Source organism: Caballeronia jiangsuensis (genome assembly GCF_046030135.1).
In the GTDB taxonomy this organism is placed as follows: domain Bacteria; phylum Pseudomonadota; class Gammaproteobacteria; order Burkholderiales; family Burkholderiaceae; genus Caballeronia; species Caballeronia jiangsuensis.
Window position 1 is genome coordinate 1 of the sequence record NZ_JAQQDB010000052.1, and the last position, 19796, is coordinate 19796.

Annotated in this window: 24 protein-coding genes; 13 read left to right on the forward strand and 11 right to left on the reverse strand. The window is 64.4% G+C overall.

Annotation, left to right across the window (positions count from 1 at the left end; genetic code table 11):
• On the forward strand, positions 1 to 406 hold a 406-nt coding region (locus tag PQR08_RS34045; RefSeq protein ID WP_408163810.1), incomplete at its 5' end, for a tannase/feruloyl esterase family alpha/beta hydrolase.
• A 12-nt stretch (positions 407 to 418) separates the two neighbouring features.
• Here PQR08_RS34045 and PQR08_RS34050 read toward each other — a convergent pair.
• Positions 419 to 817, reverse strand: a complete 399-nt coding sequence (locus tag PQR08_RS34050) for a DUF2917 domain-containing protein (RefSeq protein ID WP_250483603.1) — start codon at positions 815 to 817, stop codon at positions 419 to 421.
• 334 nt (positions 818 to 1151) lie between these two features.
• Here PQR08_RS34050 and PQR08_RS34055 point away from each other — a divergent pair, with 334 nt between their 5' ends.
• The 3 genes from PQR08_RS34055 to PQR08_RS34065 all read left to right on the forward strand — a co-directional run bounded on the left by PQR08_RS34055 (position 1152) and on the right by PQR08_RS34065 (position 3281).
• The gene (locus PQR08_RS34055; protein WP_035498620.1) at positions 1152 to 1505 is read left to right on the forward strand and encodes a YciI family protein; all 354 of its coding nucleotides are present in this window, start codon (positions 1152 to 1154) and stop codon (positions 1503 to 1505) included.
• Between the two features lie 76 nt (positions 1506 to 1581).
• Positions 1582 to 1980, forward strand: coding sequence for a VOC family protein (locus PQR08_RS34060; RefSeq protein ID WP_187604737.1), 399 nt, complete (start codon positions 1582 to 1584; stop codon positions 1978 to 1980).
• Entirely contained in the window at positions 1977 to 3281 is a 1305-nt protein-coding gene (locus PQR08_RS34065; protein WP_250483604.1) for an RNA polymerase sigma factor, read from the forward strand. Before PQR08_RS34060 ends, PQR08_RS34065 begins: the two co-directional genes overlap by 4 nt.
• 714 nt (positions 3282 to 3995) lie before the next feature.
• Here PQR08_RS34065 and PQR08_RS34070 read toward each other — a convergent pair.
• Positions 3996 to 4388: a hypothetical protein gene (locus PQR08_RS34070; protein WP_250483606.1), complete on the reverse strand. Its 393-nt coding sequence runs from the start codon at positions 4386 to 4388 to the stop codon at positions 3996 to 3998.
• A gap of 8 nt (positions 4389 to 4396) precedes the next feature.
• Entirely contained in the window at positions 4397 to 4987 is a 591-nt protein-coding gene (locus PQR08_RS34075) for a M14 family metallopeptidase (protein ID WP_250483607.1), read from the reverse strand.
• A gap of 490 nt (positions 4988 to 5477) precedes the next feature.
• On the opposite strand from PQR08_RS34075, the gene PQR08_RS34080 reads away from it, so the two are divergent.
• The gene (locus PQR08_RS34080; RefSeq protein WP_250483608.1) at positions 5478 to 6863 is read left to right on the forward strand and encodes a glycosyltransferase family 9 protein; all 1386 of its coding nucleotides are present in this window, start codon (positions 5478 to 5480) and stop codon (positions 6861 to 6863) included.
• 20 nt (positions 6864 to 6883) lie between these two features.
• Here the strand turns inward: PQR08_RS34080 and PQR08_RS34085 are convergent, their stop codons facing one another.
• Positions 6884 to 7390 carry a CBS domain-containing protein gene (locus PQR08_RS34085; RefSeq protein WP_238295269.1) on the reverse strand — a complete coding sequence of 169 codons (507 nt, stop codon included), beginning with the start codon at positions 7388 to 7390 and terminating at the stop codon, positions 6884 to 6886.
• A gap of 68 nt (positions 7391 to 7458) precedes the next feature.
• Positions 7459 to 7770 carry a TFIIB-type zinc ribbon-containing protein gene (locus PQR08_RS34090; protein WP_250483609.1) on the reverse strand — a complete coding sequence of 104 codons (312 nt, stop codon included), beginning with the start codon at positions 7768 to 7770 and terminating at the stop codon, positions 7459 to 7461.
• A gap of 287 nt (positions 7771 to 8057) precedes the next feature.
• Here PQR08_RS34090 and PQR08_RS34095 point away from each other — a divergent pair, with 287 nt between their 5' ends.
• Positions 8058 to 8738, forward strand: a complete 681-nt coding sequence (locus tag PQR08_RS34095; protein WP_238217790.1) for a carbonic anhydrase — start codon at positions 8058 to 8060, stop codon at positions 8736 to 8738.
• Between the two features lie 43 nt (positions 8739 to 8781).
• Here PQR08_RS34095 and PQR08_RS34100 read toward each other — a convergent pair whose 3' ends face one another.
• Entirely contained in the window at positions 8782 to 9327 is a 546-nt protein-coding gene (locus PQR08_RS34100; RefSeq protein WP_035498932.1) for a DUF4142 domain-containing protein, read from the reverse strand.
• A 129-nt stretch (positions 9328 to 9456) separates the two neighbouring features.
• Between PQR08_RS34100 and PQR08_RS34105 the strand changes: the two genes are divergently transcribed.
• Both PQR08_RS34105 and PQR08_RS34110 read left to right on the forward strand, forming a co-directional pair.
• The gene (locus PQR08_RS34105; protein WP_187604730.1) at positions 9457 to 9681 is read left to right on the forward strand and encodes an FmdB family zinc ribbon protein; all 225 of its coding nucleotides are present in this window, start codon (positions 9457 to 9459) and stop codon (positions 9679 to 9681) included.
• A 208-nt stretch (positions 9682 to 9889) separates the two neighbouring features.
• Positions 9890 to 10165 (forward strand): DUF1488 family protein, encoded by a 276-nt coding sequence (locus PQR08_RS34110; RefSeq protein WP_029672455.1) that lies wholly within the window; start codon positions 9890 to 9892, stop codon positions 10163 to 10165.
• Positions 10166 to 10206: 41 nt separating this feature from the next.
• Here the strand turns inward: PQR08_RS34110 and PQR08_RS34115 are convergent, their stop codons facing one another.
• The gene (locus tag PQR08_RS34115) at positions 10207 to 10662 is read right to left on the reverse strand and encodes a response regulator (RefSeq protein ID WP_187604729.1); all 456 of its coding nucleotides are present in this window, start codon (positions 10660 to 10662) and stop codon (positions 10207 to 10209) included.
• 102 nt (positions 10663 to 10764) lie between these two features.
• The gene (locus PQR08_RS34120; RefSeq protein WP_250483610.1) at positions 10765 to 11229 is read right to left on the reverse strand and encodes an ElaB/YgaM/YqjD family protein; all 465 of its coding nucleotides are present in this window, start codon (positions 11227 to 11229) and stop codon (positions 10765 to 10767) included.
• Positions 11230 to 11584: 355 nt separating this feature from the next.
• On the opposite strand from PQR08_RS34120, the gene PQR08_RS34125 reads away from it, so the two are divergent.
• Positions 11585 to 12535, forward strand: coding sequence for a DMT family transporter (locus tag PQR08_RS34125; RefSeq protein ID WP_250483611.1), 951 nt, complete (start codon positions 11585 to 11587; stop codon positions 12533 to 12535).
• Positions 12536 to 12540: 5 nt separating this feature from the next.
• Here PQR08_RS34125 and PQR08_RS34130 read toward each other — a convergent pair whose 3' ends face one another.
• From PQR08_RS34130 to PQR08_RS34140, 3 genes are all read right to left on the reverse strand, one after another.
• Positions 12541 to 13074 carry a cupin gene (locus PQR08_RS34130; RefSeq protein WP_250483612.1) on the reverse strand — a complete coding sequence of 178 codons (534 nt, stop codon included), beginning with the start codon at positions 13072 to 13074 and terminating at the stop codon, positions 12541 to 12543.
• Positions 13075 to 13143: 69 nt separating this feature from the next.
• Positions 13144 to 13377, reverse strand: a complete 234-nt coding sequence (locus tag PQR08_RS34135; protein WP_250483613.1) for a hypothetical protein — start codon at positions 13375 to 13377, stop codon at positions 13144 to 13146.
• A 30-nt stretch (positions 13378 to 13407) separates the two neighbouring features.
• Positions 13408 to 13737 (reverse strand): hypothetical protein, encoded by a 330-nt coding sequence (locus tag PQR08_RS34140; RefSeq protein WP_250483632.1) that lies wholly within the window; start codon positions 13735 to 13737, stop codon positions 13408 to 13410.
• Between the two features lie 233 nt (positions 13738 to 13970).
• Here PQR08_RS34140 and PQR08_RS34145 point away from each other — a divergent pair, with 233 nt between their 5' ends.
• From PQR08_RS34145 to PQR08_RS34160, 4 genes are all read left to right on the forward strand, one after another.
• A complete protein-coding gene (locus PQR08_RS34145; RefSeq protein WP_238217781.1) occupies positions 13971 to 14888 on the forward strand; it encodes a LysR family transcriptional regulator in 918 nt (305 codons plus the stop codon).
• Positions 14889 to 15078: 190 nt separating this feature from the next.
• Positions 15079 to 17394 (forward strand): two-partner secretion domain-containing protein, encoded by a 2316-nt coding sequence (locus PQR08_RS34150; protein WP_250483614.1) that lies wholly within the window; start codon positions 15079 to 15081, stop codon positions 17392 to 17394.
• On the forward strand, positions 17367 to 19133 hold the full coding sequence (locus tag PQR08_RS34155) for a ShlB/FhaC/HecB family hemolysin secretion/activation protein (protein ID WP_238217778.1): 1767 nt from the start codon (positions 17367 to 17369) through the stop codon (positions 19131 to 19133). Before PQR08_RS34150 ends, PQR08_RS34155 begins: the two co-directional genes overlap by 28 nt.
• A gap of 8 nt (positions 19134 to 19141) precedes the next feature.
• Positions 19142 to 19789, forward strand: coding sequence for a FecR family protein (locus tag PQR08_RS34160; protein ID WP_250483615.1), 648 nt, complete (start codon positions 19142 to 19144; stop codon positions 19787 to 19789).
• The last annotated feature ends 7 nt before the right edge of the window (positions 19790 to 19796 follow it).

The window sequence follows — 19796 nt, forward strand, 5'->3', positions numbered from 1 at the left end:
CTGGGGGGGCGGCCCCCCCCACCCCCCCCCCCCCCCCCCCCACGGCGGCAAGCTCATCGCGATGCACGGCCTCGCCGACGAAGTCATCAGCCCGAACCAGACGATCGCGTTCTATCGCGGGCTCATCGATCGATATGGAAAGGACACCGTCGAATCGTTCATGCGGCTCTACATGGTGCCGGGTTTTCAGCATGGCAACGGCGTGTTCATTCCCGCGTGGGACGAACTCGGCGCGCTCGACGAATGGGTAAGCCGCGGCGTCGCGCCGGAAACGCTCGTCGGCAGCGATATCGCGCCCGCCACCAACGGACGCACGCGACCCATCTGCCGTTATCCGGACTACCCGCGTTATCTCGGCAAGGGCAGCATCAACGTCGCCGCGAACTTTCGCTGCGTCGAGCCTTGAGCGGTCGCATCATCAAAGCGCGTTCACGTGCCGATCCGCGATGCGCGGCCAGCGCTTCGCAAGCCAGCGCGACAGGAACCCGCGCGCAGCCACGCGATACGACGTGAGCGATACCTCGAAAGCCTGATCGCTCTCCGACATGAGCCATACGCGCTCGCCGCGCGACAGGCGCACGACATCGCCGGGCTTCATCCAGTAGTCGTACGGATCGCGATGACGCGTGAGCCAGAGCGAACACGCGGATGCGCCGCTGATGCGCAACTCGGCATCGCGCGTGAGCCGCCACGACACCACCTGATGCGGATGCACTTCGACATGGACCACGACGCGCGCGCCCGATGCAGCGAGGCGACCCGACGCCACGCCGTGACCGACGCCATGACACGCGAAAACCTGCGATACCTCTTCCATCTCTGCTCTCCATGATGTGAGCCGAAGACGGAACCTTGCACGCAAAAACAAGAAGGCCCCGTCTTGCGGCGGGGCCTTCGGAATCTGTTTGCTTGCTGTCTCGCTAGCGCACACGCTGTCCCGATGACCCGCCACGGATGGCGTTCACTCGGTTTTTAATCGCGGCGATGGAGAGAATGAGGGCTGCGTGCATGTGTCGCAGTATCGTGTGGCGCAATGGGGCTTGTCAATATCGAGATAAGCACGCGATGCGAAGACGCTGTCCGACAGACCCTTGCCGACGCGCGCGTGACGGTTTAACTTGAACGCCATCAAAACCTTTCGGAGACTCGTCGTGGCTTATCTGCTACTCGTGATGGAACCCGTCGAACAGCGCGGTCAGCGCACGGAGGAAGAGGGGCGTGAGGCGTACCGGCAGATGGCTGAGTTCGCCGATACGCTGAAGACGCGCGGCGTGCTGCGCGCGGTGGAATCGCTGACATCGATGAAGGATGCGGCGCGCGTGACGAGCGCTCAAGGCGATACCCGCGTGATCGACGGACCGTTCGCCGAAGCCAAGGAAATGATCGGCGGCTTTTTCCTGATCGATTGCGAAACACACGCGCAAGCCGTGGCGATTGCTGCCGAATGCCCCGCGGCGAAGTGGTGCACCATCGAAGTCCGCAAGGTCGGACCTTGCTATGCGTGAGGTTCGTGTCGATTTTCACGCGCGCGGATCGTCGTGCATGTATCACGCGTAACGATTCACCCTGGAGACCTCCGCCATGCACAAGCAGATCTTCGTGAACCTTCCGGTTCGCGATCTCAAGCGCTCGATGACCTTCTTCAAGGAGTTGGGCCTGAATTTCGACCCGGCATTCACGAACGACGACGCCGCGTGCCTCGTCATCGGCGAAAACATCTACGCGATGCTGCTCGTCGAAAAATTCTTTCAGACCTTCACGGAGAAGCCGATCGCCGACGCCCACGCGAGCACCGAGACGCTCGTGTGCCTGTCTTGCGAGAGCAGGGCGGAAGTCGACGAACTGGTCGCGAAGGCCGTCGCGGCGGGCGGGCGCGCGCCGCGCGAGCCGCAGGATCACGGCTTCATGTACGGCCACGGCTTCGAGGATCTCGACGGCCATATCTGGGAACTCGTGCACATGAATCCGGAAGCGGCGTGAGCGGGCGCGGGAACGCGCAGGGCGCGGCGGACGATGCGGCCCGGCGCGCCATCGACGCGGTGTGGCGCATCGAGTCCGCGAAGGTGATTGCGAGCGTGGCGCGCGTGGTGCGCGATGTCGCGCTCGCCGAGGAACTGGCGCAGGACGCGTTCGTCGCCGCGCTGGAGCACTGGAGCCAACCGGGCGTGGGCGTGCCCGAAAAGCCGGGAGCGTGGCTCATGACGACAGCGAAGAACAAGGCGCTCGACCGTCTGCGGCAGCACGCGCTGCACGCGCGCAAGCACGAGGAGTACGGACGTGATCTCGACGCGCAGGAAGCGCACATCACGCCCGATTTCGTCGATGCGCTCGACGCCGCGCGTGAAGACGACATCGGCGACGATTTGCTGCGGCTCATTTTCACGGCCTGTCATCCGGTGCTGTCCGTCGATGCGCGCGCCGCGCTGACGCTGCGCCTGATCGGCGGACTCACGACCGACGAGATCGCGCGCGCGTTTCTCGTGCCGGAGCCGACGATCGCGCAGCGCATCGTGCGGGCGAAGCGCACGTTGTCGGCGGCCCGCGTGCCCTTCGAGGTGCCCAAGGCCGACGCGCGCGTTGCGCGGCTCGGCTCTGTGCTCCAGGTCATCTATCTGATTTTCAACGAAGGCTATTCGGCGACCGCCGGCGACGACTGGATGCGTCCGGGACTGTGCGAAGACGCGCTCAGGCTCGGGCGCATCCTCGCCGAACTGACGCCGGACGAGAGCGAGGTGCACGGGCTCGTCGCGCTGATGGAGATTCAGGCGTCGAGAACGAAGGCGCGTGTCGATCGCGAAGGCCGGCCGGTGCTCTTGCCGGATCAGGACCGCAGCCGCTGGGATCCGCTTCTGATCCGGCGCGGGCTCACGGCGCTGAAACGCTCGGAAGCGCTCGGCGGTGCGCGCGGCGTCTACGCGCTGCAGGCGGCGCTCGCGGCATGCCACGCGCGCGCGCCGACCGCCGCGGATACCGACTGGCCGATGATCGTCGCGCTCTACGATGCGCTGATGCAGACCGCGCCGACGCCGGTGGTCGAACTGAATCGCGCGGTCGCGGTGAGCATGGCGTATGGGCCGGACGCGGCGCTGCCGATCGTCGATGCGCTTTCCGGAACGCCCGCGCTCAAGAACTATCACTGGCTGCCGAGTGTGCGCGCCGATTTGCTGGCGAAGCTCGGGCGCAAGGACGAGGCACGCGCGGAGTTCGAGCGCGCCGCGGCGCTGACGAAGAATGCTCGGGAGCGGGAGTTTTTGTTGGAGCGGGCTGGGGAGATGGGGTGATGGGTGGGTCGGTTGGAGGATCGGTTTGGGTGCATTGCTGATTTAACATAAGATAAATTATCAACTTTTTTCGTGTTACGGCTAAGTTGTAATGTCGGGTTTGAGCTCATTAGAAATGTCCGGTTTTGCCCCTTGAAGGCGCACGCTGAGCGCAAGCGTCTTCAAGGGGCTCCACCATGAACGAGCGTGGTTTTATCACGGCGACTATGCACGGACTCGAACGCATCAAGGTGATCAAGGCTCCGGTCGATCGGCAGAGGTCCAGCTGACTGATTCAGCCCCTAGAAATTGCAACCTTTCGCGGAGCGCTGGATGCTGTTTTCCGTGACACAAGAGAACCATACCGCCGAGCTTCCTCGCGTCTTCATCTGTAAGTGGCTCACGACTATCATCGGGCGCGCTGGGTGGAATGTTCATCACGAGCGCGTTGTCGATCGCAGCCTGTACGCGCGAACGCGGAACAATGCAGAACCTCACTTGGCCCGTGTCGCTGTCGTAAAAGCTCACGAATGCCACTTCACCTTTAACCATCAAAATCCCCTGCAAATCTGGTATCTGGATACTGCTGGCCCGGATCGCCTGTGTTGGGCCTCTTCGAAGCTCGCGATGCAAGATCGAAAGCGCCGCCAACTCGAGCAATCTCGACATACTCGAGCGGCGCGCCATCGCCAAGCGGTTCGCCGCGTCGAACCTCTCGCAACAAAAAAAAGGAGGTCATTCTCGCTGTACCAACCCGTCGGGTTCGACAGTAAGCGTGTCGAATTCCACTGCGATCGCGAAACCAGCTGTCGGATAAAGGATGACCGTATTGTCGGCAACCCGTGAGCCCTTCAGCGAGTTCTTGAACAGCTTCGCGGCCAGGCGTTCTGTCTCGGTATCAGGTTGCACAGGTTCAAGCGACAGCACGATGTTGACGGTGCCACCCCCATCGATGCCCAAGCGCGTCATGCCGTGGAACGTGACGACCACACGGCGATTGACAAGCCTCAAGGTCAGAACAAGCGTGTCAGGACAGTCCGCATCTTCATCGCTGTGCAGCGCGATGGCGTCTACGTGCCAATCATGAAAGAAATCGAACGATTCAAGCGATTTTCGAATGTTGGTCAAAGGATGCCTCACCGGGGAAAGATGGATACGGGCCAGCCTTGATCGCGCTTGAGGCCATCCCAGTTATGCGCATGCGGATTAGGTTGCCCGTGATGCGAGTCGAAGTCGATGTCTACGGCCGCCGATCCATCACCTCCGAACATTCGCCACTGCTTCTTTTCATTTGGGCCGCTGTCGATCCATGAGAAGGGGTCGCCGTTCATTTGGCTCATGCCCGCGAGATCGAAGCACTCGTCCCCGATCTTCGACTCGTATTCGAACGGCGACGCATCGCCGAGCGGCGTGCCGACATCACCGAACCTCATTGCCAATGGATTGGCGCTAACAGAACCGCATTTCAGCGCGGTGGCGATCCTGCCGTCCGGCAGCACATCGCCGGGATTTGCCCTGAAAATCGCCGGCCCATCGTCAGCCGAGAGTTTCGCCCACGATGGAGCAGCCCGCTCGAAATAGCTCCTCGCTGCTGCCTGACGAACCCTGCCGAAAAGCTGCGATGGAGTCACCGTCGCATAGCGGGGCCGGACACTCTGCGCCGAACTGCCTCCGCCGCCTGATTGCTGTCGTGAAGTCGACACGACCACAATGTCGCCGCGGGCCACCGCGTCCTTCAGTTGACTCAGGACCGCTGAAGGAGCCGCTGCCGCCTACCCGGTTTAAGAGCTGACGCACATCATCGGCGTCCCGACTGGAAAGGTCATTCGATGATGCATCTTCAATCGCGCGACGCCCTTCGATATCGCTGACAGTCCGAGCCCCGTTACGGGAATACAATGTGCACTCAGTGATTCCGATCGATATTCGACATACCATTACGTGTCTCGCCCGCTCGCCAGGATACTTAGGAGAAGAGAATATCGGAGGTCAGCGCTCTCCCGAACGAATTAGCGCTTCTTTCACACTTCCTTTTGATAAATGCCCTCCTTTCCGACGCCTATAATCGAATCAAACTCGCCGCGATAATTTCGAATATTGTCGATTTATTAAAACATTGATCAATATTCTGAAATTTTTGTGAGAACAGCACGATCCCCACGCGACCACACATTCGAGCGCGCAATAATCCGGCACCTTTGAATCGACGCTTCTCCCATGATCGACCAATACGACGCGCAGCTTTCCGCCAGACTCTACGCGGGCGAGATCGACGAATGCTTTCGCTTCCTCGACGAACGCGCCACGGAGGATCAACACCTTGCGGAATACTGGCATTGGCGAGCGGTCACGCATTTGCGGGGCGGCGAGTTCAAAGAGGCGCTCGAGATCTGCTGCCGGCTCACGCGCGAATCGGACCGCTTCGCATATCAGATGCATTGTCTGAGCGACGTATGCGCTCATCTCGGCCTCAAGGAAGTCGCGCTCGCCATGATCGAGTACTACGCGCACAAGGCTTCCACAGTGCCGATCGGCGCGTTCTTGTGGCGCGTCTACGGCTGGCACTATCTCGGCGAAGACGAGCGCGTCCTCCAGTTGAGCGCGGAAGGCGTCGCCGAGCATTCGGCATACGTGCTCGGCCATCATCAGGGGCGCAGCGCGATGCGTCTGAACGGCATCGCCAGCGGCGTCGAATTGATGCACCGATACTGGTCGTCGCGGGAGTCGCGGCGCGTGCTGTTTCCGCATGTCGATGTCGAGCACTATTGGTGCGGGGAGCGCGTGTTGCCCGCGCATATGACGCTGACATCGATCGCGTCGGGCCACGGAGACCAGGTCAACTGGGTGCGCTACGCCGCGGCGCTTCAGGCGCTGGGCGTGCAGATCGCGTACGCCGACGGCTCCGATCTCAACTATCGCCTCGCGATGCCCGCGGACGAACAGCAAAGAGACGCCGAGGCCATGCGCGCCGCGGGCTTCGTCGTGGCGCCCGATGGCGCGCTGTGGACCGATCCCTTCGCCCTCTTCACTTCGCTCTTTCCGGTGCTCGGCTACGCGCCCTCGACGCGCTACATCGAGCCGGCCGATGCCGATCTCGCCGATGCCTTCGTCGATGAAATTCGCCGGCGCGCGGGCGGACGACGCTGCGTCGGCATCTTCTGGTCGTCGTGCGAATCGTCGAACAATTTCGCCAATCGCAGTCTCACCCTGCCCCATCTCGCGCCGCTCTTCGACGGCACGAACGACATTCACTGGGTCATCATGCAGCGCGGCTTCGAGCGCAAGCGCTGGCTGAACGACCCGCGCGCGAACGATCCCGAACGCTTCACGACGCTGCCCGACATGACGCTCGCGCAGAGCGTCGCCATCATCGACAGACTCGACGCGTTCGTCGGCAACGACGGCGGCTTGTCTCACATCGCGGGTGCGCTCGGCAAGCGCTGCTATCTGTTCCTCAATCAGGTGGCCGAATGGCGCTACGAGCGCGATCCGCATCGCACGCCGTGGTATCCGACGATGCAACTCGTACGCGCCCGCCGACTCGGCGATTGGGCCGATGTCGTGCGCAAGCTGCAACAGCACCTCGCCTCGGACATGCGCTGAAGATCCGACACACAGAGGCGCTATGCAAAGCGCGCCGCGAGCGTCTGCGGAATCGCGCTGCGCCGCGTGAGCGCGCAAGTCGGCATGTCGTGGCCCGGGCCGCGCACGTAACTTTCCAGTTGATCGATGGCGAACTGCTGTTCTTCGATCAGATGTCGCACCATATCGCCGATCGAAATCATGCCGACGAGCCTTCCGCCCTCGATCACCGGCAGATGACGGATGCGTTGCTGCGTCATCAGGGTCATGCATTCGTCGGCGCTCGTTCTGAGGCTTACGGCCATCACGGGCGCGGTCATGATTTCGCATACCGTCGTCGTCCGTGAGGCCTTGTCCTGCATGATCACCTTGCGCGCATAGTCGCGCTCGGTGACGATGCCGCACACCGCGTCTCCCACCATGACGACGAGCGCGCCCACTTCCGCCTTCGACATCAGCGCGACCGCTTCGTACACGCTCGCTTCCGCGTCGATGGTATGAATCGTCGTGTCGCTTTTCGCCTTCAGCACTTGCTTGACCGTTGCCATTTGCCGTTCTCCGTTGCTGTTGTCCGTCGCTTTTGAAAAGCCTGCCGATGCGCCCGCCCCTTTCACCTTCAATCGAAATCGAAGAGATCGCCGAGAAACGATTTCTTGCGACGCGCGTGCTCGCGTTTGCCGCGCTGATCGCCGTAGTGGTAACCGTCGTGGCGAGGCGTGCGGTGCTCGCGATCGTGGCCGCGCTCGTGCCATTCGTCGCGTCCGCCCGCCTGTGCTTCGGCAAGCGACACCTGCGACGCGCGCCGGATGATCTGATCGAGCTCGCCGCGATCGAGCCACACGCCGCGGCATTGCGGGCAATAGTCGATCTCGATGCCCTCGCGCACGGTCATCAGCAGTTCTGTGTCGGGACACACGGGGCATTTCATGTCGATTCCTTTCTGATTGCTTTCAATGAGAGACAATCTAACGGAAGGATCGCGATGGAAAAATGCGAGATTTTGAGCGCTTCGGTTCGGGAAAACCGAAGTAAGCGGCGGCATCAGTGCGTAAAAACGAACGAGCGTTTGCGCGGCAGCGAGGCAAACGCTCAGGCGGCATCCGGCGACACACACTTGCGATCCATCTCAAAACCCCGCAAGCTCTCGGTTTGAGGCGGCGCGCGTGGCGTGCGCCGCAACCGCACACCAAAGGCCCCACGATGCCCGATAAATCGATGAGCGAAGAACGCGGCGGCGCCGAAACGCCCGATCTCCTGTACCTGCTTCAAGGCGCCGACGATTTCAACCGTCACGTGTTTCCCGACAGCGAAGCGCTGTTCAAGAGCCTCGCGCGCCAGCAGGCGCCGCACACACTATTCATCACTTGCGCCGATTCCCGCGTTTCGCCGGAAATGATCACGCAGACGCGCCCCGGCGAGCTCTTCGTGTGCCGCAACATCGGCAATATCGTGCCGGCTTACGGCGAGATGCTCGGCGGCGTGTCGGCGGTCGTCGAATATGCGGTGCTCGCGCTCAACGTGCGACAGATCGTGATTTGCGGGCATTCGGACTGCGGCGCGATGAAGGGTCTCGCGTCGGGCGCGACCATCGCCGATGAAATGCCTACCGTGCATGCATGGCTGCGCAATGCCGAAGCGGCGCGCAGCGTGGTGATGGCGCGAAAGCTGGAAGAAGAGCGCATCGTCCAGGCGATGGTCGAGGAAAACATCCGCCTGCAACTGACGCATCTGCGCACGCATCCGGCGGTCGCCGGGAGGCTCGCGCTCAACAAGCTGCAGGTGCAGGGCTGGGTGTACGACATCGGACGCGGCAAGGTGTCGATCTACGACGAAGCCGACAGCAAGTTCGAGTCTCTCGAAGAAGCGCGCCTGCGCATGCTGCGCAAGGCGCGCTGATTTCACGACGCCGCGCGCATGACACGCGCGGCACGTCGTCGTCTTACTGCACGCCCTTCTTCGCGGCGAGTTCCTGCGCCATCTTCAGGTGCTGCTGAATCGTCGGCAGCGCCTTTTGCGCGGCCTGCTTGAGCTTGGCGTTCTGGCCTTCCGTCGCTTCCTTCTGGAATACCTGCACGGCCTCTTCATGCCCCTGCACGCCCAGCTTCTGGATGTACGCGGTATCGAAGTCCTTGCCGTGCAGCGCCTTGAGCGAATCGAGCGCCGACGTGTCCGAGTTGCTCATCGGCACCGTGACGCCGTGCGGCGCGGCCATCTTCAATTGCATCGCGAGTTTGGTGTGATCGACCATCATGTGATGCGCGAAGCTTTTCACATCCTTGTCCTGCGATTGCTTCGTGGCGAGCTTGGCGGCGTCGATTTCGGTCGATCCCGCCGACGATGCCGCCTGCACGAAAGCCTTGTCGACGGGCGGCAGATCGTTGGCCATGGTCGAGCTGGCCGCTTCGGTTTGTGCGAGCGCGCCGAGCGGCAGCGTCGCGATGAGCGCCGCGGCGAGCGCCGTGCGCAGCTTTGCATTGCGATTCATGAGAATGACCTCCTGAGCGATGGATCCCGCTTCCATTGCAGCAATGGCGGTGCCACGGCGCATCGCGGCGCGAACCGAAACCCTTGCTAAACTGAGCGCATCAGCGATCTTTCTTCGAGTGGAAACGTCATGCCTGTCTACGATTACGATTGCGCGGATTGCGGCGCATTCGAAGCCGTCCGCCGCATCGCCGAACGTGACGAACCCGCGGCGTGTCCGCAATGCGGCGCGACGGCCGCGCGCGTGACGATCGGCGCACCGAGCGTGGGCGGCGCGAGCGCATCCGGCGACGGCGCGGCCGAAGCCGGCAGCTACGGCATGTCTCATCGGGGCGGTTGCCTCTGCTGCCGCTAGGCTCCTTTACGCCGCACGCCCGGGCACGGCCATTGCAAAGTCACCGTCTCGAACGTCTCGCGCATCGCGGGCGTATCATGCAAGACGACGGTGTGCGGCGCGCAAGGCCGCGCGCAGTCGAGGGCATCGCCATCGCGGGCCGCGCAGTTTCGCTTCCCGCGATGATCGCGCTTAACGTGTTCCGATCGGATAACAGGAGGTGATAAGGATGACGATAGAGTTCAGCGGGCGGCGTCATGTCGTGGCGGCAGCGCGTGTCGCTTTCGAGGCCAGGGTGGACGGCCGCGAAGTGTGGTGCAGCGTCTCCCTCGATGCGCTCAACGATCACTTCGGCAACAGCGGGACGTCGTCGCACGATCTCCTCTCCGCGTTCGAAGGAGGACGCGTGCAAATAGAAGACGCGGCCCGGCGTACGCTGGAGCGCAACCACGGCCAGTCGGTCGAGCTGGAAACCAGCGATTTCAAGGCTTCCCGGGCGGTCTGAGACAGCGCGGCGGGCGGCGGCTCATCGGCTGGCCGCCTGCGTCACTGTGCATAGAAACATTTCAATACATCGAACATCCACCACACCGGACACGGCGTTCTGCAAAAGCCGTCATAGCCGGCTGCGTGGAGCGTGTCGCGCGGGTCGCGTCCGGCATCGGCGGCAAGCGCGATGAACATCTCCACTTCGCCTTCCAGCCGATCCAGCATCAGCGTATCGCGCAGCGTGCGCGCGAGCGCATGATCGTGAAGTTCGCCGATGAGCGTATCGACGAACAGCACTTGCGGCCGCCATTTGCGCAGAAACTGCAGGACACCGAGCGCGTCGCCGATCTGCACGGCCTCGAAGCCGCGCATCGCGAGCAGAAGCGCGAAAGAATCGCCGACGTTCGATTCCGAATGCACGATCAACACACGTCGTGGACCCGCGAGCGCCATGGTCAGCGGATTGAATATTTCGCACCGCTCGTTGCAAAGATCGTACGATCGTTCTTCCATGTCGGCCCGGCACGGCGAGGAGCCGTGTCGGTACCTTTGATACAGCAAGGTTGAGGCCCGCCTGACGTCTGCTTACACGCGGTTACGTCGGCCGCCGGTTCTTCAGCGCGCGGCCAGCAGTCCAACGATCAGGCCGCCGACCGCCGCCAGCGCGATCGACTTCCAGGGGTTGTCGTGCACGTAGTCATCGGTGCCTTCCCTCGCCTGCCGATATCGCGTCGCGACGACATCCTGCGCCCCCGTCAGCATGTCGCGCGCGCGCCGCGGCGCCGGCCGCGACGGATGGTACTGGCTGCCCTGCCCTACGGACGTCGTGGCGGCCGGTTGCGCGAGCACCGACGGACTGTCGCCGCCTTCAAGCACGCTGCCGTGCACGTGATACGGCGCATACATCGCCGGCCTGTGCGCCGCGCCCGGCGTGAGCGGCGTCACGCTCGCGGCCTGCCCGTGCGCCATGCCCGGCGCGAGGGCCGCTTCCATCGCGCTCGTCACCGTGCGGCGCGCGAGCGGCGGATCGTCCGTTTGCATCGATTGAATCGTGGATGCGCTGCCGTTTGCATTGTCCATGGCTTTTCTCCAGTTGACCGCGTCCATCGCGCTGCAAAACCTTCATCCATCTTCCAATGATGCAAGAGTCGCACCGAATCCACGCGCCGGCAACCCGCGCGCCGGCGGCCCGGCACGCCCCGCCGCCCATGACAATTTTTCTCACAAAGCGGTGAGAATTGCTCGTTTGTCCGCGCGTGCGCACACGCTTACGATCCTTGGCGTAGAGCGAAGCCGGGCGAGCGTCCCGAAAGAAGCGGCGAGCACGAGCCGCGCCGATAACGCTGCATCTTTCGTTTCACGCCGGGCCGAAACGTCGGCCTGCCGCACGCCGATACGATGGCTTCGCCCTCCTACTCCTTCTGCGAAGCCCGCCATGAATCCCGTCAATCTCGCTCAACTGTTCATCCTCGCCGCGTTGTGGGGCGGCTCGTTCCTGTTCATCCGCGTCGGCGTGACCGATCTCGGCGTCGCGCCGCTGATGGCGTTGCGCGTGGGCATCGGCGCGCTGTTCCTGCTTCTGATGCTCGCATTGCGCGGCAAGGCGCGACAGGCGTTCTCGACGATGCGCGAGCGCGCGTGGCCGCTCATCGTCGTGGGCGTGCTCAACTCCGCCGCGCCGTTCTGTCTTTTCGCGTATGCGGAGCTGACGTTGTCGGCGGGCGTGACGTCCGTCATCAACGCGACGACGCCGCTCTGGGGCGCGCTCGTTGCGTACCTGTGGCTCAGCGACCGGTTGACCGGCATGCGCGTTGCCGGACTCGCGATCGGTTTCGCCGGGGTGCTCGCGCTCGTCTGGAACCAGATGTTCATGCACGATGCGAGCGCCGTTCCCGTCTCGCCGATGACCACTGCCCTCGCAGCGCTGGCCGCGCTCGCCGCATCCGCCAGTTACGGCGTCGCCGCGAGCTATACGAAGAAGCATCTGATGGGCGTCGATTCGCTGACGGTCGCCGCCGGCACGATGAGCGCCGCGACGCTCGTGCTCCTGCCGTTCGCGCTCTTCTTCTGGCCCTCGGGCGTAGTATCGCCGCACGCATGGGGCGCGGTGCTCGGACTGGGCGTCGCGTGCACCGGCGTGGCCTACATGATGTTCTTCCATCTCATCGCGGTGGTCGGCCCTGCCCGCGCGATCACGGTGACCTTTCTGATTCCGATCTTCGGGATTCTGTGGGGTGCGCTGTTTCTCGCGGAACGTGTATCGGTGGGGATGGCGGTGGCTTGCGCGATCGTGCTCGTCGGCACCGCGCTCGCGACAGGCGTCGTCAAGCGCGTGCCGTTGTTCAGCGCGCGCCGGACGCAGTGCGCGAAGGAAAGCAAAGCCTGAGCGGTTCAGCGCCAGTGACGCGCGAGCGGGCCGTCTTCTCCGGCGACCGGATCGCTTTTCGGGAACGGAAGCGCTTCCATCGCGATACGCTCTGCTTCGCTGATCGCGTCGCGGCGGATATCCCATTGCTGACCGGGCGGATACGCGCCGATGACCTGGAAGCGGCGGCCTGCCGTCAGCAGGCAATGGCCGGTGCCGGCGGGCAGAATGAGGACATCGCCCGCGCTGACTGCGATCACACGGCCGTGCGGGCCGCCGAGGATCAGCTCGGCATCGCCGGAAGCGATGCCGAGCGCCTCATGCGCGGTCGAGTGGAAATGGTGATAGTCGAAGACGCCGTCGCGCCATTGCGGCGGCCAGCCGTTTTGCGCGAACAGCACTTCGAAACGCGCGGCGCAGTCGGAGGCTTTGGGATCGATCGCGCCGCGCCACACGAGCACCGGCAAGCGTGAATTGTTCGGCACCCAGCCATTCGGCGGCAGCATGAAGTGCTCGCAGCGCGCGCTATGCGCCTGAAGCGTTACGGTTTGCTCAGCCATGTTGCGCTTATCTCCTGAAGAGTCGGAGAAAGCGCAGCAACGGCCGTTCCACTTCGTTTCAAGCTGGCCTCAACGTCCGTGCCAGTGCCCGCCGCCTCCGGAAAAGCCGATACCGAGCGACACCGACGGCGCCGCGTAATACCCCGGCCCATACGCATACCCATAGGCAGGTGCGTAGCCGTATGCAGGCGCGGGCGCGTAGCCATAAGGCGGCGCATACACGCAGCCGCCGAGACCGGCCGCCAGCACCAGCGCGACGGGCACGATCAGCGCCCTGATTCGAGTTCGAGATGAAGTTTTCATGATGATGCCCCGCTCCCGTTCGTTCTCCGCTTACCAGTGGCGATAGCCGTAGGCGCCGTGATGCGCGTACCAGTCGCGGCGTCCCCAGTAGCGGTAACCGTCCCAGTACCTGTCGCCATGCCAGCCGACGACGATGGCGGGCGCGGGCGCGACGACGACCGGCGCCGGCTGATACACGACCGGCGGAGGTGGCGGAGGCGCTTCATAGACGGGCGCAGGCGCGACATAAACCGGCGCGGCATAAACCGGCGCCACCGGCACGCCGAGATTGACGCCGACGCTCACGCCCGCCATCGCGGCTTCGCAAGCGAGGCCCGCCGACAACGCAATTCCAATCCCGACCAAGCCCTTGATGTTCATTTCGTCCTCTTCAGATAAAGCCATCGCCAAGACTGCGATGCGCTCCTGAACTCGCATGCAGCCATGAATCCATCGTAGCCGCGCCGCTTGCCCGCTGAGTTACAAGCGCTGTAACAGATGTGAATCCTGAAACGGATGTGCTTATATCGAGCCGGCACCCATCGTCCGCGCCGGTTGCGCGCTCTTGCGCCGCCGTGGGATAGTTCCGGCTTCGTCAAACGGATGCCGGGCCGATGGACTTACTGCGGAGCATGAGAATTTTTGCGCGCGTGGCGGAGGCGGCGAGCTTCACTGTCGCGGCGCAGCAAATGGACATTACGACCGCGCAGGCATCGCGCGCGGTCACCGAACTCGAAACGCACTTGCGCACGCGTCTTCTGAACCGCACGACGCGGCGCGTGGCGCTCACCGATGCCGGCAACCGCTATCTCACCCGCTGCAAGGAAGTGCTCGAACTCGTCGATCTCTCCGAGGCCGAAGCGGGTGACGCGCAGGTTTCGCCGAGCGGCGTGCTGCGCATGCACGCGCCGATCACCTTCGGCCAGCACTACGTCGTGCCCGCGCTCACGCGTTATCTGGAGGAACATCCACAGGTGCGCGTCGAGCTGACGCTCTCGCAACATGTGCCCGACATGCTCGACGAAGGCTTCGATGTCTTTCTGCAAGTCACCACGTCCACCCTGCCCGACTCCGCGCTCGTTTCCACGAAAATCTGCTCGATGCCGAGCGTGCTATGCGCATCGCCCGGCTATCTGAAGCGCGCGGGCGCGCCGCAGCGCATCGAAGACCTGACGAATCACGCGTGCCTGCAACTCGTGACGACCTTCTTCCCGGTCGACCGATGGGTCTTCGAAGGCCCGCGCGGCAAGCACGAAGTGGAACTGGAACCCGGTCGCCTGCGCGTCAATTCCGCCGATGCGCTCGCCGTCGCCTTGTCGAACGGACTCGGCATCGCTCCATTGCCGATGCTCGCGGCGCTCCCGTGGCTGCAAAACGGCGCGCTCGTGCGCGTGTTGCCCGACTGGGAACTACAGAGCATGACGATCTACGCGATGTATGCATCCCGTCAGTATCTCGATGCGAAGATCCGTACCTGGGTCGCGTTTCTGCGTGAATTCGTCGAAGGCACGCTCGCGAACGAGCCGGTCTGAACGTCATATAAATACATCGTATTCCTAAGACAAATGAAGTGATCAGGTACGTAATCGAACGCACACAGCCAACGCCCGCGCACATTCTCTAAACGCGTAGTTGCATGCATGATTCGGAACACTAAACTGCTTGATGGTGCGCCTGCATTTCGTGACGACGATGCAGCGCAACAGAAAGGAGTCTGCCGACATGATCAAGGCTCTGCGCGCAAGCACCGCGTCCCCCGCGCTGCGTTTTTGCTCCGCCACGCTACTGAGCGCGGCCTTCGCGTATGCGCACGCGGAGCTGACCGGCGCGCGCGTCGTCGGGGGTTCGGGCTCCGTGACGAGCGCGGGTCCGAATACGACCATTCAGCAGAACAGCGGCCGCCTCGCGATCGACTGGAATTCGTTCAGCACGCGCCCCGGCGAATCGGTCACGTTCAATCAGCCGGGCGCGAATGCGATCGCGCTCAACCGCGTCGTCGGGCCGCGCCCTTCGGCGCTGTTCGGCAGGCTCGACGCTAACGGGCAGGTGTTCATCGTCAATCCGAACGGCGTGATCTTCGGGCCGGGCGCACAGGTGAACGTCGGAGGATTGCTCGCTTCGTCGCTCGATCTGTCGACGAATGACTTCATGAGCGGCCATTACACGTTCGCCGGCGGCGAGCGTCATCATCACCATCGCGGCGGCGGCGCGGTCGTCAATCTCGGCACGATCGAAAGCGCGCCCGGCGGCTATGTCGCGTTGATCGGCACGCGCGCGATCAACGCCGGCACGATCGATTCGCCCGGCGGCTTCGCGGCGCTCGCGGCGGGCGAACGCATCGCCGTCACGCTCGGCGACCACAGCATGATCGGCTTGTCGGTGGAGCGCGGCGCGCTCAATGCGCTCGCGGCCAATCACGGGCTGATTCAGGCCGATGGCGGTCAGGCGTGGCTCGCCGCGAGCGCCGAGGACGCGCTTTTCAACAACGTCGTGAACAACACGGGCATCATCCGCGCGCGCAGCGCCGTGAACCAGAACGGCGTGATCCGGCTCGTCGCGGATACGGGCGTCGTGCAGGTCGGCGGCACGCTCGACGCATCGGCGCCCAATGGCGGCAACGGCGGCATCATCGAGACGGCGGGCACGCAGGTGCGCGTCGCGCCCGACGCGCAGGTCACGACGGCGGCGGCATCGGGGCAGACCGGGACGTGGCGCATCGCGAGCGATTTCGCGGCGCTCGTCGGCGCGGACGATGACATCGGACGGCGCTTCGGCACGATCCAGAGCGCGACGCTTTCGCGCGTGCTCGAATCGACGAATGTGTCGATCAGCGCCGCGTCGCCGCCCGGCTTCGCGCCGTTCGGCTTCGTGCTGATCGACGGCCCCGTCGCGTGGCGCGGGGCGAACATGCTTTCGCTCGCGGCGCAAAGCGGCATCCGGCTCGATGCGTCCATCAGCGCGCCGCGCGGTACGCTCTCGATGACGACGGCCGGCACCGCCACGCAGCGCGCGTCGATCGAAGCCGCCAACGTCGCGCTGCAAGGCGGTGCGGGCGTCTATCAACTGACGAACGTGGGCAATCGCATCGGCACGTTCGCCGCCAATGCCGGTTCGATCGCCCTCGCCGATAGCGCGCCGCTCACCATCGGCAACGTCGCGGGTTTGACGGGCGTCTCGGCGAGCGGCGCTGTGACGCTCACGGCGCCGTCGCTCACGCTCGCCGCACCGGTCGCGAGCCGCGCGAGCGGTACGGCCATCACGCTCGCGGCCGCGACCTTCGTGAATCGCGCGGGCGCGCGGGCGCTCGCCGCGCCCAACGGACGCTGGCTCGTGTACTCGGACGCGCCCGATTCGGACGCATTCGGCGGCCTGCAAAGCGCCAATCTCGCGCTCTGGGGCGACGCATACACAGGCGGCGCCGATGCGCGCGCCGCATCGGCGTCGGGCAACCGCTTCGCGTTCAATGCGCTGCAACAGGTCACGCTGACGGCGATCAATCTCGACGTGCCGTTCGATACCCCGCGCACGCTCGGACCGAACGACGTCACGATCGCGCTGCGCTACAACGGCGCGAACTACGGCGGCGCGTTTGCCGACAGCCCGGCGATCCACGAGCCTTTCGTGTTCACGGTGACGAGCACGGGCGCGGCGCCGGGAGCCACGATCGGCACCTACGCGATCACCATCACCGCGACGGGCGGCCCCACGGGTTACAAGATCACGACGCAAGGCGGCACGTTGCGGATCGCGGGCGCGCCCTCTCAGCCCGTAACACCGCCCTCGCCACCCGTGCAGCCGGTGACGCCCGTGCAGCCGGTGACGCCGGAAACGCCCGGGACCGTCGTCACGACGGCGGCGACGGTGCCCGGCATTCTCGATTCCGTGCGCACCGACGCCGCCAATCCCGCGCCGCTTTACAATGCGACGCCCGGGCTTCAGCCGGAGTCGGCGCCGCTCGTGCAGCAGCGCACCGATTCGACGAGCGACGGCAGCCGCCTGCCGGACGACGCATGGCCCGGTCACGTATGCCGCATGTGAAGCCCGGGCGCGTGCAACGCTTCGGGCCCCGCGAACGACGCCGCAGCGGCGCTTCCCGCCGGCTCGCCGTGCTGTTCGCGACGCTCGTCGCGGCGAGCGCGCGCGACATGCGCGATGCGCACGCCCAGGCGCTGCCGAATGCGGGCAGCATCCTGCGCGAACAGCAGCAGCAATCGCCCGCGCCGTTACCGCCCTCAGACCTGCGTCTGAACGTGACGCCCACGCCCGGGCCGCCGCCCGCATCGGGTGCGCCCGGCGGCATCCGCTTCGAGGTGAAGGGCTTCGAGTTCACCGGCAACACGCTCTTTCCCGCTGAGGCGTTGCTCGACGCCGTGCGTCCGCTCATCGGCCCGGACCGTTCGCTCGACGATCTCGAAAGCGCCGCGGATCGCGTGAGCGCGTTCTATCGCCGGCACGGCTATCTGGTGGCGCGGGCCTATGTGCCGCCGCAGCAGATCGACAACGGCATCGTGCGCATCGCGGTGAGCGAGGGGCATTACGGGCGCATCGACATCGATAACCAGTCGCGCACGCGCGATGCGGTCATCGCGCGCTTCTTCGGCGGCCTCAAACCGGGCGACGTGATCGACGAGCACGCGCTGACCCGCGCCACGCTGCTCGCGCAGGACGCGGCCGGCACGACAGGCGCGAACGCGACGATCTCGCCGGGGCTTTTGCCCGGCACGTCGAACATGACGCTGCAGGTGCCGAAGGCGCGGCCCCTGTTGGGCAGCGTGCAGGCCGACAACTACGGCCAGGCGACGACCGGCACCGCGCGTCTCATCGGCGCGCTGCAATGGAACAATCCGCTCGGCATCGGCGATCAGCTCGGCGCGCGGCTGCTCGGCTCGATCACCGGGCAGTTCTACGGCAACATCGGCTATACGGTGCCGGTCGGCGGCAGCGGCCTCGCGTGGGGCATCGGCTATACGCGCTCGACGTATTCCGTCGGCGGCCAGTTCGACGATCTCGACGCCTACGGCAGCGCAAACGTCTTCTCGACGTTCGTAAGCTATCCGCTGCTGCGCTCGCCGGCGGCCAACGTGTACACGACGCTCGGCTTCGACCACAAGCTGCTGTCGGATCATCTGGGCGCATTCGATTCCGTCAGCGACAAGAACAGCGACGTCGGAAGGCTCGGCGTATCGGGCAATCTCACGCTCGAAAAGAGCATCACGACCTTCGACACGGGCATCCAGCAGGGCAACCTGCGCTTCAAGTCGCCGCAGCCGGCGCAGGTCGCGTCGCAGATCGCGGGCTCGTTCACGAAGTTCGTCTTCGCCGCGACGCACACGCAGGTGATCGGCAATCAGGCCAACGGCACGCAGCTCTATTTCTCGCTCAATGGCCAGACGACTTCGCGCAATCTCGACTCGTCCGAACAGATTTCGCTCGGCGGGCCCTATGCGGTGCGCGCCTATGCAACCGGCGATGCGCCAGTCGACGAAGCGTATATCGCGACCTTCGAAGTGCGGCAGACAATCCGGCAATCGCTCGTGCCGGTGCTCGTCACGCTGGCGGGTTTCGTCGATACCGCCGACGGCAGGATCGTCGCGCATCCGGTCGTGCCCGGCAGCAATCACGTGAGGCTTTCGGGACTGGGCGTCGGTGCGACTTTCACTGCGCCGCACGAGTTTCTGCTGTCGATGTCGTACGCGCACACCCTCGGCTACGTCCCGCCGACGCTCGGCACGGGCCACGCGAACCGCTTCTGGGTCGCGCTCACGAAGTCCTTTTGAGACCGACCATGATGCGCGCCCGACACCTCCTCCTCTTTCTCCTTCTGGCGATGACCGCGCGCGCGGCGTCGGCCGAGCCGGTCGCGACGATCACCGCGCTCGTCGGCAATGTCGCGATTCAGGGTGCGAATGGCGCGCAGCGCGTCGCGGCGATGGGCGGCAACATCGAAAACGGCGACACCGTGCAGACCGGCGTCTCGTCCGAGATCGTGATGATCTTCACCGACAAGCAGCGCGTGTATCTGAAACCCGGCTCGGTCTTCCGCGTCGACGATTTCCGCTACGCGGCGAACGCGCCGCAGGAAGACCGCAGTTTCCTGTCGCTCGTGAAAGGCGGATTGCGCGCCGTCGATGGACTCGTTGCAAAAGAAGGCAAGCCGGAAAACTATCGCGTGAAGACGCCGACTTCGACCATCGGCATACGCGGCACCGAGTATTCCGTCACCGATTGCGCGAACCTCGAACCCGGCGCCAATGCGGATTGCAAGGGCGATCAGATCGTCGTCTACGACGGGCAGATCGTCGTGATCAATCAGGTCGACAGGCAGATCGTGCGCGCGGGCGAAGGCACGATCGTCATCAATGCGCGCTCGCCGTTCGGCGTGCTCCCGGCGTCGCGCGTCACGCCGGTGGTGCCGTCGGCGGCGTGCCGCTAGCGGGACC